The 12,883-nt window shown below is 69.8% G+C and carries 11 protein-coding genes, 1 tRNA gene and 1 pseudogene; 10 read left to right on the forward strand and 3 right to left on the reverse strand.

The genetic code is table 11. From position 1 onward, the window contains the following. Positions 1–80 precede the first annotated feature (80 nt). From D8Y23_RS04710 to D8Y23_RS04725, 4 genes and pseudogenes are all read left to right on the forward strand, one after another. A complete protein-coding gene (locus tag D8Y23_RS04710; RefSeq protein WP_128217015.1) occupies positions 81–740 on the forward strand; it encodes a GntR family transcriptional regulator in 660 nt (219 codons plus the stop codon). After that, on the forward strand, positions 737–2,263 hold the full coding sequence (locus D8Y23_RS04715; RefSeq protein WP_128217016.1) for an MmgE/PrpD family protein: 1,527 nt from the start codon (positions 737–739) through the stop codon (positions 2,261–2,263). The genes D8Y23_RS04710 and D8Y23_RS04715 overlap by 4 nt, the downstream gene beginning before the upstream one ends. Before the next feature lie 37 nt (positions 2,264–2,300). Then, positions 2,301–2,924: pseudogene (locus D8Y23_RS04720) on the forward strand (isocitrate lyase/phosphoenolpyruvate mutase family protein); the annotation flags it as partial. 2 nt (positions 2,925–2,926) lie between these two features. Continuing rightward, complete coding sequence (locus D8Y23_RS04725) at positions 2,927–4,096, forward strand: bifunctional 2-methylcitrate synthase/citrate synthase (RefSeq protein ID WP_128217017.1); 1,170 nt, start codon at positions 2,927–2,929, stop codon at positions 4,094–4,096. 6 nt (positions 4,097–4,102) lie between these two features. Here the strand turns inward: D8Y23_RS04725 and D8Y23_RS04730 are convergent, their stop codons facing one another. Both D8Y23_RS04730 and D8Y23_RS04735 read right to left on the reverse strand, forming a co-directional pair. Next, positions 4,103–4,570 carry a RidA family protein gene (locus D8Y23_RS04730; protein ID WP_128217018.1) on the reverse strand — a complete coding sequence of 156 codons (468 nt, stop codon included), beginning with the start codon at positions 4,568–4,570 and terminating at the stop codon, positions 4,103–4,105. Beyond that, positions 4,567–4,785 carry a hypothetical protein gene (locus D8Y23_RS04735; RefSeq protein WP_128217019.1) on the reverse strand — a complete coding sequence of 73 codons (219 nt, stop codon included), beginning with the start codon at positions 4,783–4,785 and terminating at the stop codon, positions 4,567–4,569. The genes D8Y23_RS04730 and D8Y23_RS04735 overlap by 4 nt, the downstream gene beginning before the upstream one ends. Positions 4,786–4,892: 107 nt before the next feature. Here D8Y23_RS04735 and D8Y23_RS04740 point away from each other — a divergent pair, with 107 nt between their 5' ends. The 4 genes from D8Y23_RS04740 (at position 4,893) to D8Y23_RS04755 (ending at position 10,344) form a co-directional block, all read left to right on the forward strand. Continuing rightward, a complete protein-coding gene (locus tag D8Y23_RS04740) occupies positions 4,893–7,613 on the forward strand; it encodes a transglycosylase domain-containing protein (protein ID WP_128217020.1) in 2,721 nt (906 codons plus the stop codon). After that, positions 7,610–8,533, forward strand: a complete 924-nt coding sequence (locus D8Y23_RS04745; RefSeq protein WP_128217021.1) for a metallophosphoesterase — start codon at positions 7,610–7,612, stop codon at positions 8,531–8,533. The genes D8Y23_RS04740 and D8Y23_RS04745 overlap by 4 nt, the downstream gene beginning before the upstream one ends. A 114-nt stretch (positions 8,534–8,647) precedes the next feature. After that, on the forward strand, positions 8,648–10,159 hold the full coding sequence (locus D8Y23_RS04750) for a hypothetical protein (protein ID WP_128217022.1): 1,512 nt from the start codon (positions 8,648–8,650) through the stop codon (positions 10,157–10,159). A gap of 108 nt (positions 10,160–10,267) precedes the next feature. Next, a tRNA-Pro gene (locus D8Y23_RS04755) sits at positions 10,268–10,344 on the forward strand. Between the two features lie 82 nt (positions 10,345–10,426). Here the strand turns inward: D8Y23_RS04755 and D8Y23_RS04760 are convergent. Then, positions 10,427–11,260 carry an SDR family NAD(P)-dependent oxidoreductase gene (locus D8Y23_RS04760; protein ID WP_128217023.1) on the reverse strand — a complete coding sequence of 278 codons (834 nt, stop codon included), beginning with the start codon at positions 11,258–11,260 and terminating at the stop codon, positions 10,427–10,429. A gap of 89 nt (positions 11,261–11,349) precedes the next feature. Between D8Y23_RS04760 and D8Y23_RS04765 the strand changes: the two genes are divergently transcribed. After that, positions 11,350–11,949 (forward strand): TetR/AcrR family transcriptional regulator, encoded by a 600-nt coding sequence (locus D8Y23_RS04765; RefSeq protein ID WP_128217024.1) that lies wholly within the window; start codon positions 11,350–11,352, stop codon positions 11,947–11,949. 159 nt (positions 11,950–12,108) lie between these two features. Then, a complete protein-coding gene (locus D8Y23_RS04770) occupies positions 12,109–12,882 on the forward strand; it encodes an HAD-IIB family hydrolase (protein WP_128217025.1) in 774 nt (257 codons plus the stop codon). Position 12,883: the final 1 nt, after the last annotated feature.

Consider the following 12,883-nt stretch of genomic DNA (forward strand, 5'->3'; position numbering starts at 1 on the left):
ACGCAAGCATCGGCCGATACCTGCCGCGATGATGGCTCTGTGTATACACTGGGCACATCGATAGCGAGGGGGTGGATGCCATGCGCGCCAGCGATCGCGCGTACGCGGCGCTCCTCGAGGAGATCCAGACCGGCGCACTCGCGCCGGGCACAGTCCTCGGCGAGGTGGAGCAGTCGGCCCGCCTCGGAGTGAGCCGGACGCCGTTGCGCACCGCGCTGGCGCGTCTGACCGCGGACGGACTGGTCGCCCAGATCTCGCCCCGCGTCACCGTCGTCACTCACATCGACGGCGACGACATCCGTGCGCTGTTCGTCGTCCGCCGAGCCCTCGAGGAGGCCGCTGCACGTCTGGCCGCCGCCTCACCGCGCGCCCCCGACTTCGCCGAGCTCACCGCCGCGTTCGACGCCGCCCGCCTGGACGGCGAAGCCGCCCGCGACGACTACTACCGCCTCATCGCGGAGTTCGACGCGGCGCTCGATGACGCCGCTGCCAACGACTACCTGAGCTCGGCGCTGCGCACCGTCCGCACCCACCTCGTGCGGGTGCGCCGTCTCGCCCGCTACCAGCCCGAGCGGCTGGCCGCTTCGGTCGCCGAGCACCGGCTCATCGCCGCCGCGATCGCCGCGGGCGACGCCGACCTCGCCGCGCACGCGACCCACGTACATCTGCACAACGCCCTGACGAGCATCCTCGAGTCCCTCGACGACGCCCCCTCGCCCCACCGAAAGGCCCTCGCATGACGATCACCCACCACCTCCGCGTCCACCGCAGCGACGAGAACCTCGCGCGCGAGGGGCAGCTGGCGTGGGCCCTCGCGCGCATCGCCGTCGACCCGGTCGCCGTCGACGACGACGTCGTCGACATGATCATCAACCGCGTCATCGACAACGCCGCGGTCGCGGCCGCGTCTCTCACCCGCCGACCCGTCAGCGCCGCGCGCCAGCAGGCCCTCGACCACGCCGTGTCGATCGGCGGCGTCGGCGGCACCGTCTTCGGGTGCGCGCTCGAGCGTCGATCGAGCCCCGAGTGGGCCGCGTGGGCCAACGGTGTCGCGGTCCGTGAGCTCGATTACCACGACACCTTCCTCGCCGCCGACTACTCGCACCCCGGCGACAACATCCCGCCCCTGCTCGCGGTCGCCCAGCACACCGGACGCGACGGCGCGGCCGTCGTCCGCGCTCTCGCGACCGCCTACGAGGTGCAGATCGATCTCGTCCGCGCGATCTCGCTGCACAAGCACAAGATCGACCACGTCGCGCACCTCGGCCCCTCGGCCGCCGCCGGCATCGGCACGCTGCTCGACCTCGACCAGGAGACCATCTACCAGGCCATCGGCCAGGCCCTCCACACCACCACCGCCACCCGCCAGTCGCGCAAGGGCGAGATCTCGACGTGGAAGGCGCACGCCCCCGCCTTCGCCGGGAAGATGGCGGTCGAGGCCGTCGACCGCGCGATGCGCGGCGAGACCAGCCCGTCCCCCATCTACGAGGGCGAGGACGGCGTCATCGCCTGGATGCTCGGCGGACCGGATGCCACCTACGACGTGCCGCTCCCCGCCGAGGGCGAGTCCAAGCGCGCCATCCTCGATTCGTACACGAAGGAGCACTCGGCCGAGTACCAGGCGCAGGCGTGGATCGACCTCGCGCGACGCCTCGGCACGCAGCGTCCCGAGCTGCGCGACCCGGCGAACGTGGCATCCATCGTCCTGCACACCAGCCACCACACGCACTACGTGATCGGCTCGGGCTCCGGAGATCCGCAGAAGTACGACCCGACCGCGTCGCGCGAGACGCTCGACCACTCGATCCCGTACATCTTCGCCGTCGCCCTCCAGGACGGCGCGTGGCACCACGTCGACTCGTACACGCCCGAGCGCGCGGGCCGCGACGACACCGTCGCGCTGTGGCACAAGGTCACGACCGACGAGGATGCCGAGTGGACGCGCCGCTACCACTCCGAGGATCCGCACGAGAAGGCGTTCGGCGGTCGCGTCGTGATCACCCTCGCCGACGGATCCGTGGTCGAGGACGAGATCGCCGTCGCCGACGCCCACCCGCTCGGCGCCCGCCCCTTCGTCCGCGAGGACTACGTGCGCAAGTTCCGGCTGCTCGCCGAACCGGTGCTGCTGCCCGAGGAGATCGAGCGCTTCCTCGACCTGGCCCAGCGCCTGCCCGAGCTCACCGCCGACGAGGTGCTGCAGCTCACGATCGTGGCCAAGCCCGGCGTCCTGGCCCTCGCCCCCGCCCCGAAGGGGTTGTTCTGATGCTGTACGCCCAGACCACCCCGGCCGAGAAGCGTCGCGCGCTNCGCGCACCATCCAGACGCTGGAGGACGCGGGGCTCGCCGGCACTCACATCGAGGACCAGGTCAACCCGAAGCGGTGCGGCCACCTCGACGGCAAGAGCGTCGTGGATGCCGACACCGCGATCAAGCGCATCCGCGCGGCCGTCGACGCCCGTCGCGACCCGGACTTCCTCGTCATCGCCCGTACCGACGTGCGGGCCGTGGAGGGCCTGGATGCCGCGATCGACCGCGCGAAGGCCCTGGTCGACGCCGGCGCCGACGCGGTGTTCCCCGAGGCAATGGGCGACCTCGGCGAGTTCGAGGCCATGCGCACGGCGCTGGACGTGCCGATCCTGGCGAACATGACGGAGTTCGGGAAGTCCGACCTCTTCTCCACCGACCAGCTGCGCGGCGTCGGCGTGAACATGGTCATCTGGCCCGTGTCGCTCATGCGCCTGGCGATGGGTGCCGCCGGACGGGGCCTGGACGCCCTGGCATCCGAAGGGCACCTACGCGAGCATCTCGGCGAGATGCAGCACCGCGCCGACCTGTACGACCTCATCGACTACGAGCACTACACGCGCTTCGACGCGAACGTGTTCGACTTCACCGTCACCGATGACCGAGCCACGAGGGAGTGAGCATGACCGACGTCGAGATCAAGAAGGGCCTGGCCGGGGTGACGGTGGACTACACCGCCGTCAGCAAGGTCAACCCCGAGACCAACAGCCTGCTCTACCGCGGATACCCCGTGCAGGAGCTCGCCGCGACGCAGTCGTTCGAAGCCGTCGCGCTGCTGCTGTGGAACGGTGAGCTCCCGACAGCCGAGGAGCTGCGGGAGTTCGAGGAGTACGAGCGGTCGCACCGAGAGCTCGACCCGGCCGTCCGCACCACGATCGACCTGCTTCCCCTCGACGCGCACCCGATGGACGTGCTTCGCACCGCGGTGTCCATCGTCGGCGCATCCGCCGCCGATGTCGAGGACAACTCTCCCGCTGCCGACCTCGCGAAGGCGAAGCTGCTCTTCGCGAAGATCCCCGCGATGGTCGCGTACGACCAGCGCCGCCGACGCGGCGAGGACCCCGTCGAACCGCGGGCCGACCTCGAGTACGCGCGCAACTTCCTCTGGATGACGTTCGGTGACGAGGCCGACGAGGTCGTCGTGCGCGCCTTCGCGGTGTCTCTGGTGCTGTACGCCGAGCACTCCTTCAACGCGTCCACCTTCACGGCGCGCGTGATCACCTCGACCACCGCCGACCTGTACTCCGCGGTCGTGGGGGCCATCGGCGCACTGAAGGGCGCCCTGCACGGCGGTGCCAACGAGGCCGTGATGCACATCCTCGACGAGATCGGCTCGGCCGAGAACGTCGGGCCGTGGCTGGATACCGCCCTTGCCGAGAAGCGCAAGATCATGGGCTTCGGGCACCGCGTCTACAAGAAGGGCGACTCGCGCGTCCCGACGATGAAGGCCGCCCTCGATACCCTCGTCGAGCACTACGGCGCAGACGACCTGGCCGCGCTGTACGACGCGCTCGAGGCGGAGTTCGTCGGCCGCAAGGGCATCTACCCCAACCTCGACTACCCGTCCGGGCCGGCCTACCACCTCATCGGCTTCGACACCCCCACCTTCACGCCGCTGTTCGTCGCCGCCCGCGTGACCGGGTGGACGGCGCACATCATCGAGCAGGCGGCGTCCAATGCCCTCATCCGCCCGCTCTCGACCTACAACGGTCCGGATGAGCGGCACATCGACGGCTACGTCGCCACCGCGGCGGACCGGGAGGCCGCGGAACGCGACGCCGAAGCGCGTTAGCCCGGATCAGGCGACGGTGAAGACGACCTCGACCTCGACGGGGCTGTCCAGCGGCAGCACCGGCACACCGACCGCCGACCGCGCGTGCGCCCCGGCCTCGCCGAAGACCTCGCCGAGGAACTCACTGGCGCCGTTGATGACGCCGGGCTGGCCGGTGAACTCGGGAACGGATGCCACGAACCCGGTGATCTTCAGGACACCGGTGAGGTTGTCGACGCCGCCGACGAGCGACGCGGCGGCCGCGAGGGCGTTGAGGGCGCACTGACGGGCATAGGTCTTGGCATCCGCCGGCGAGACCAGTCCCTCTGCCTCGCCGACCTTGCCGGTCGCGGGGAGCGACCCCTGCACCATGGGCAGCTGACCGGACGTGTAGACGAGGTCACCGTGGCGCTTCGCGGGGATGTACGCGGCGACCGGGGGAACGACGCCGGGCAGCTCGACCCCGAGCTCGGCCAGGCGCTCCGAGACGCTCACTGCTGACCCTCGAACTGGCGCGCGGCGGTCGCGGCGGCACCGAGACCGGCGTTGGCCTCGCCACCACCGGTGGGACGCTTGAAGTAGGCGACGAGACCCCCCTCGGGTCCGGTCACGACCTGGACGAGTTCCCACCCCTGCTTGCCCCAGTTGTTGAGGATCGCGGCGGTGTTGTGGATCAGCAGCGGCGTGGTGAGGTATTCCCACGTGGTCATCGGGGCTCCCGGCGGGTCGGCTCGGCTCTCGAGCGAGAGGGTGGACGCGAACGCGCGAGCGCACGCCTTCGAGGCATCGCCCAGCAACGTCGCTTAGCATCAAGCCTATGCCTGAGAACAAACGTACGGCCAGCGGCGCCCTCGGCGGCATCGTCGGCCTCGTCGGCCTGAGCGCGGCCGCCGGCGTCCTCGTGACCGCGGCAGTGACCCCGGCGATCGCCGTTTCGGGCCTGGCGGCGTCGAGCGCGATCACGATCTTCGACAACATGCCGAGCTACCTGGAGCCCGACCGGCTCATGCTCCCCACGACTCTCATGGCGGGCGACCAGGTGCTGGCGAAGTTCTACGACCAGAACCGCTCGCCCGTGACCTTCACCCAGGTCAACACGGTGATGTACGACGCGGTGCTGTCCTCCGAAGACCCCCGCTACTACCAGCACGGCGGCGTCGACCTGATCGGAACCACCCGCGCTCTGCTCAGCAACGCGGCCGGTAACGACACCCAGGGTGGATCCTCGATCAGCCAGCAGTACGTCAAGAACGTGCTGGTGCAGCGCTGCGAGCGCGATGCACGCGCCACCGAGGCCACGGAAGCCACCGACACCTCCCCCGCGATGCCCGCAATGACGCGCGACGAAGCGCTGCAGGCGTGTGCCGAGGAAGCGATCACGGCCTCGGGCGTCGAGGGGTACCAGCGCAAGCTGCAGGAGATGCGCTACGCCGTGCAGCTCGAGAAGCAGTACACGAAGGACGAGATCCTCCTCGGCTACCTCAACATCGCGAACTTCGGCGGTGTGACCTACGGCATCGACGCCGCGGCCAAGCGGTACTTCAACGTCTCGGCCGCCGACCTGAACATCGGGCAGGCGGCGATCCTCGCCGGCATGGTGCAGAACCCGAACCGATTCCGGCTCGACCTCCCCGAGGGCTCGATCTACGACGCCGACGGTGTCGCCTACAACAAGCAGGCCGACGGCTCGATCGACGATGTCGCCCAGGGCACCATCCAGGCCCTCTACACGCTGCGCGACAACGGCGAGATCACGCAGGATCAGCTCGTCGCGGCGGCCGACGCGTACAGCGAGACGAAGGGGCGTCAGCTCTACGTCCTCAGCCGCATGGAGGAGGACGGCAAGATCACGCACGAGCAGTACGTGCAGTACGCGCTCGAGCCGATCTCCCCCAGCCTGACGTCCACCGAGCAGGGATGCGGTGTCTCACAGGCTCCGTACTTCTGTCAGCTCGTGGTCGCCACGATCCTCAGCGACCCCGCGTTCGGCGCGGAGCCCGACGATCGCCTTCGGGCCCTGCGTCAGGACGGACTCACCGTTCAGACGACGCTCGACCTGCGGATGCAGGAGGCGGCCCAGAACGCCATGAACGATGTCGTCCCGGCGAGCGATGACCGCCTGAGGCTCGGCTCGACGGCTCTCAGTCTGGAAGCCAAGACCGGCCGCCTGCTCGCCGTGGCGCAGAACACCCGATTCACGCAGGACCCCACGCAGGCCGAGAGCGATCCGTCGTACAGCTCGATCGTGTTCGCCGGCGACAGCGACATCGGTGGCTCGATCGGCTTCAGCGCAGGATCGACGTTCAAGCTCTTCACTCTGGTCGACTGGCTCGAGAAGGGTCGCTCGCTCAACGAGCAGTTGAACGGACGCCTGCAGCCGGTTCCGAACATGAAGAACTCGTGTCAAGGCGACTGGATCAACACCACCCGCTACCAGATCAACAACTTCGACGAGAACCCGGGCTACTACGGTACGCCGCTGCGATTCACCCGCGAATCGCTCAACACGGGCTACTTGGCCATGGCCGCCCAGCTCGATCTCTGCGACATCGCCAAGGTCGCCGACAAGATGGGCGTCGGCACGACCGGTAACGGCAAAGAGATCACGATGTCGGTGGCCAACCAGATCATCGGTAGCGACAACGTCTCGCCCCTGGCGATGGCGGGCGCGTTCGCCACGGTCGCGAACGGCGGCTCGCACTGCCAGCCCAAGCTGATCGACAAGGTGACGGATGCCGACGGCGCGGAGCGCCCGATCCCGGAGCGCACGTGCGAGACGGTCCTCACGCCCGAGGTCGCGGCGACCGCCGCCTTCGCGCTCCAGGGCGTCATGGACAGCGGCGGAACGGGTGCCACGGCGAACCCGCGGGACGGCACACCCGTGCTCGGCAAGACCGGTACCCACGAGGCCCACGAGACGTGGATGATCGAGTCGTCGTCCAACGTCACGACCGCGGTCTGGGTGGGCAACTGGGACGGCGGCCAGGAGACGCTGTTCCGCAAGTACGCCAACGGATACCAGCTCAGCGACATGCGCTACGCGGTGGCCCGTCAGCTGCAGAGCGCGGCTGACGAGTTCTACGGCGGCGACCGCTTCCCCAATCCCGCGCAGAACCTTCTGCGGGTGCAGTTGCGCGATGTTCCGAACGTCGTGGGTCGCAGCATCGACGATGCGCGGTCGGCGTTGCAGGGCGCAGGCTTCAGCGTGACGGTGGGCTCCCCCGTGGACGCGGAGTTCGGGGGCGACCGCGTGGCCGCTCAGGACCCGAGCGGATCCGCTCCCGCCGGGGCGTCCATCACGATCAGCCCCGGAAACGGCCAGGGTGGAACGGTTCCCGACGTCACGGGCCGAGACTACAACGCTGCGCAAGCCGCGCTGAGGTCGGCCGGGTTCACCAACCTCTCCGTCAACTGCACAACGGACGCGGCAGCACCCGACGAAGCCCGGGTCACGGGAACGAACCCCAGCGGCGGGACCGCCGCCAACAAGGGCACCGCGATCGTTCTCGAGGTCGTGAAGAAACAGTGCCAGCAGTGACGCATCCCGTCGCGAAAGCCGCCCTCGCGCCCCTCGGGGTTGCGGGGGCGGCCGCTGTCGGCGCGGCGGTGTGGGGCATGGGCGTCGAGCGCTACCTGTTCACCGTCCGTTACCACGCGTTGCGCGTCCTCCCGAAGGGATCCGACGCGGTGCGCGTGCTCCACGTCTCCGACGCGCACATGGCACCGTGGCAGCACCGCAAGCAGGACTGGATGGAGCGGCTCGTCGAGCTGTCGCCCGACCTCGTCGTCAACACGGGCGACAACCTCGGTCACCGTGACGGGCTCACCGGCATCCGGACCGCGTTCGCCCCCCTGCGCGGAGTGCCGGGGCTCGTCGTGCACGGCTCGAACGACTATCAGGAGCCGTCGCCGCGCAATCCGCTCCGCTACTTCCTCGGCCCCTCGGGCACCCTGCCCGAATACAAGCACCTCGACGTCGACGCGCTCGACCGATTCTTCACCGACGACCTCGGCTGGAGCATCCTCGACGACACGGCGGTCTCGCTCGAGGTCAAGGGGCTTCGGATCACGGCGTTCGGTGTCAACGACGCCCACCGCAACTGGGACAAGCCCGAACTCATCCCTCCCGTCCTGTCGGGCCTGGATGCCGCCGACCTCACGCTCGGCGTGATGCACGCCCCGTACCGGCGCACGCTCGACCGCTTCGTCGATCTGGGTGCCGACCTTCTGCTGGCCGGCCACACGCACGGCGGGCAGGTACGTGTTCCGTTCAGCCGCAAGGCGCTCGTGTCGAACTGCGACCTTCCCCTCGACCAGGCGCGCGGACTCAGCGCGTGGACGCGTGACGGCCGCGCCGTCCCGCTGAACGTCAGCGCCGGCCTCGGACACTCGATCTACGCGCCCGTGCGCTTCGCGTGCCGGCCGGAGGCGACCCTGCTCACGCTGCTGCCGCGCTGACCCCTCCTCCCCCGCTCGCGAAAGGGTCGATCCATTCACGGATCGACCCTTTCGGCCGTTACGGGCAGCCCGCGAAACCGCATGATCGAGTCTCCTCGACCGAAGGGACACTCGATGCACCACCCTCCTCCGCGCCGACGCCGCCTCGCGCTGGCCGCTTTCGCCTTCACCCTCGCCGCCGCCGGGCTCGTAGTCGGTCCGACACTCGTGGCCTCCCCCGCTGAGGCCGCCGATCGTGGGAGCGGGTTCGGCACCTGGGCACCGCTGTCACTCACCGGGTGGCATGGCTCGATGCGCGTCGGCGACGTGCACACGTACTGCATCCACCCCGGCTTGCCGGTGGCGACCGGCCCCACGACCGACCTCGGGGTGCGCACCGACGTGAACGGGCTGTCCCCGCAGCAACTCGTCTCGATCAACCACCTCGTGACGACCTACGGGCAGACCGACGACCCGGTGCAGGCCGCCGCCGTCGGCTGGGCGGTGAAGATCATCGTCGACCGCGACACGTCGCTGCACGCGTGGGGATACGAAGGCGACTCCGTGCGGGAGGGGATCGATTACATCCTGCGGCGCGCGAGTCCCGAGAACAGCGTGGCCGTCCAGGACCGCACCGAGCGCTACCTCGCCGAGGCCGCGGAGATCCGCGTCCCGCGGGTCGGCGGAGCGATCACGCTCACAACGGATCCGAGCGACCCGACACGCGGCACCATCACGGCGGACGTCGACCCGGATGCCACCGGCGGACTCCACCTCGACGGGGCCGTCTTCGCCGATTCCGGTTCCGCCGACCGCGCTGCGGTCGCACCCGGAGTGGCGTACCCGATCCTCGCGTCGCCCCCGGCGAACACCGACGGGCGCCCGTACACCGTGCGTGCTCGTGGCGCTTTCACGGTGCGCTCCGCCGCGATCCGGTACTTCAGCACGCCCGGCCAGCAGGAATCCGCCGGTCCCGCCGAACCCACACGCTTCGACCTCACCGCGGAAGATGCCGCCGCGCGACCCGTCCGCTTCTCCCCGCGCATCCGGACGGACGCCCGCCTCGAGGACGGGCGTTTCGTCGACGCCGTGACGTTTTCTTCAGGGGAAGGTGTGTGGCCGCGCTCCGCGGACGGCACATTCGTGCGCCTGCGCGCACGGGCCGACGTGTACCGGACCGGGACGTTCCCCGCCGAGTCGGCGACCATCCCGGACGGCCTCGAGCCCATCGCCCGCCTCGAGCTGACGACCGACCCCGTCACGGGGGCCGGAACGTACACCGCCGCCACGGACCCTCTCCCCGGACCGGGCGTCTACACCGCCGTGTGGCGCATCGAACGCGCCGACCAGGATGCCGCCACGGTCCCCCACCTGCCCGGACGATTCTCCTGGGTCGAGCGGTTCGCCTCGCCCGCCCAGACGGAACAACTCGTGGCGCCGCCACCCACGTCCGCTCCCGCCGCGACTCCGACCGTGACGCCGACGGTCGCGCCGCCGCCCGCCGAGAAGCCCGCGACCGCGGCGCTCGCGACGACGGGCGCATCGACCGCGGGCCTGGCCACCGGCGGTGGCATCGCCGCCGTCACGATGGCGGCCGGCGTCGCCGCCATCGTGCTCGCCCGGCGTCGTCCGCGGGCGCGCGCCTGAGACGGGAGCGTGACGCGTCGGGCGGGCGCGGGGCGACTCACGACGCGCCCGCCCGGCGCCCCGGTTCGGACCACGCCCGCGAACGGGGTAGACTTACATGGTTGCTCACGGGGTGTGGCGCAGCTTGGTAGCGCGCGTCGTTCGGGACGACGAGGCCGCAGGTTCAAATCCTGTCACCCCGACCAGTGATGACCGGCATTCCGGCGACGAAGAGGGCTCCGCGATTACGCGGAGCCCTCTTCGGTTTCAGCGGTGGACACCGTGCCGTCAGGGCATCCCCGCGCCTTCGGTCGCAGCCCGACGACGGGCGGGATCGGTCACCCAGTACATCGTTCCGGCGACCAGACGGCGTGGGAGGACGGTCACGAGCCAGGCCCCGAGAGCGTTGCCCGACCCGTCGACGACGCTCGGCCCAGGACGACGCCGCTGGAGATGCGTGAGGGCCGTGTCCACGACCTGCTCGGGAGCACGCATCCGCGCTCCGGCGGTCGCATCGTCGGTCCCGACGACGGCGTTGAACTCGGTGCTCGTTGCGCCCGGGGAGAGGGCGAAGACCGTCACGCCCGCTGCGCGCGATTCGGCCCACAGAGACTCCGTGAAACTCAGCACGAAGGCCTTGGCCGCCCCGTAGACCGCCATGCGGGGCGTCGGGGCGTACGCCGACATGCTGGCGACATTGATGAGGAATCCCGACCCCGCCGCGATGAGGCCGGGGAGGAAGGCGCGACTGAGCTGCACGGGTCCCGTGACGTCCACGGCGAGTTCTTGCGCCAGTCGTTCCGGATCCTCGTCGACGAAGTGCCCGAAGGAGCCGAACCCCGCGTTGTTGATGACTGCCGTGACGCGCAGGCCCGCGCGCTCCACCTCGGACCGCAGGTCTTCGCCCGCCGTGGACGTTCCGAGATCCTGGGCGATCGGTGTCGCCGAGATGCCGTGCACCTGTCGGAGTTCTGCCGCCAGACGCTCCAGGCGGTCGCGGCGACGCGCGACGAGGATGACATCCGACCCGCGTGCGGCCAGCGCGTGCGCGAACGCGGCACCGATCCCCGAGGATGCCCCGGTGATCAGAACGGTCTGAGTGGCGAAATCGATTCGAGGCACGGCTGTCCTTCGGTTGAGAGCGAACGTAAGGGAACCGTATGCCTACTTGGCACTCAGTGTCAATCAGGCATTTAGGGTAGGGTCGGTGCATGGAGACCGAACCGTCCCTTTGGGAACGCTCACGGCAGGCCGTCTACGGTGAGATCACCCGCGTCGCGATGCGGCTCTTCCTGGATCAGGGTTTCGAGCAGACGACGATCGATCAGATCGCCGCCGCGGCCGGCATCTCACGCCGCTCCTTCTTCCGCTACTTCGGCACGAAAGAGGACGTCCTTCTCGGCGATCTCGCCCGTGACGGCGAGCGGGTGCGCGACGCACTCCACGACATCCCCTCCGAGGTCGGCCCGTGGGACGCGCTGCGGCGCGCACTCGCCTCGGTGCACGCGCGCGCGCAGAGCTCGGATGATCTCTTGAAGATCGCGCGGATGATGTACGACACCCCCTCCCTCCGCAGCCGCAGTGCGGAGAAGCATCTCCACTGGCACGCGCTCCTGCTGCCCGATATCCGCGAGCGCCTGGGCCAGGATGCCGACGACCTCGGCGCCACCGCGATCATCGCCGCCGCCATCGCCTGCCTCGATACCGCCGGCGAGGCGTGGGCACGTAGCGGAGGGCGGATGGACCTCGCCGATCTCTACGATCGTGCTGTCGCCGCCGTTCGTGGTTCCGCGGCGCCGGCCTCCGGCTGAAGCGAGGCGCTCGGCGGCATCGCCCCCTCCGCTACGATTGCTTCCAGTCCCGGCCCGCACGGCGCTACGCGCTCGGCGTCGAGACCGACAGCAGCGAGGCTCCCCCGTCGGGAGCCTCTGTTGTGTCGAGATACCGACCTCACCGCCCTCAGGAGCACCGTGCCCGATACCTCGCCCCGTCTCGTCGCCTTCGACCTCGACGACACTCTCGCCCCGTCGAAGACCGCGATCGACCCGCGCATGGGCGACTTGCTGCTCACCCTCGCCGAGCGCGTCGAGGTCGCCATCATCTCGGGCGGCCAGCTCCAGCAGTTCAAGGCCCAGGTCGTCGAGCGTCTCCCCGAGACCGACTCGGCCCTGCTCTCTCACCTGCACCTCATGCCGACGTGCGGCACCCAGTACTACCGGCTGAGCGGTGATGGCATCCAGACGGTGTACGCCCACTCGCTGACCGACGACGAGAAGCAGCGCGCCCTGAGCGCCGTTCGCGAAGAGGCCGAGAGGCTCGGGTTGTGGGAAGCCGAACCGTGGGGCGAGATCCTCGAGGACCGCGGGTCGCAGATCACGTTCTCGGCCCTCGGACAGACCGCACCCCTCGAGGCGAAGATGGCGTGGGATCCCACGGGCGAGAAGAAGAACACTCTGCGCGAGGCCGTCGCCGCCCGCATCCCCGACCTCGAGGTGCGCTCGGGCGGTTCGACGTCCGTCGACATCACCCACCGCGGCATCGACAAGGCCTACGGCATGCGTCAGCTGGCCGACGCCACGGGCATCCCCCTCGACGACATGCTCTTCGTCGGCGACCGACTCGACCCGGATGGCAACGACTACCCGGTCCTGGCAATGGGCGTCGAGTGCCACGCGGTGCACGGGTGGGAAGACACCGCCGACTATCTCGAGGCGCTCATCCCCACGCTCCCCGCCCGGAGCTGAG

This window comes from Microbacterium enclense (assembly GCF_004022425.1).
GTDB classification, from domain to species: domain Bacteria; phylum Actinomycetota; class Actinomycetes; order Actinomycetales; family Microbacteriaceae; genus Microbacterium; species Microbacterium enclense_A.

Coding starts and splice junctions, on each gene's coding strand:
- D8Y23_RS04725 (WP_128217017.1), top strand. CDS start 2,927: ATGACCGACGTCGAGATCAAGAAGGGCCTGGCCGGGGTGACGGTGGAC.
- D8Y23_RS04740 (WP_128217020.1), top strand. CDS start 4,893: ATGCCTGAGAACAAACGTACGGCCAGCGGCGCCCTCGGCGGCATCGTC.
- D8Y23_RS04710 (WP_128217015.1), top strand. CDS start 81: ATGCGCGCCAGCGATCGCGCGTACGCGGCGCTCCTCGAGGAGATCCAG.
- D8Y23_RS04750 (WP_128217022.1), top strand. CDS start 8,648: ATGCACCACCCTCCTCCGCGCCGACGCCGCCTCGCGCTGGCCGCTTTC.
- D8Y23_RS04715 (WP_128217016.1), top strand. CDS start 737: ATGACGATCACCCACCACCTCCGCGTCCACCGCAGCGACGAGAACCTC.
- D8Y23_RS04735 (WP_128217019.1), bottom strand. CDS start 4,785: ATGACCACGTGGGAATACCTCACCACGCCGCTGCTGATCCACAACACC.
- D8Y23_RS04765 (WP_128217024.1), top strand. CDS start 11,350: ATGGAGACCGAACCGTCCCTTTGGGAACGCTCACGGCAGGCCGTCTAC.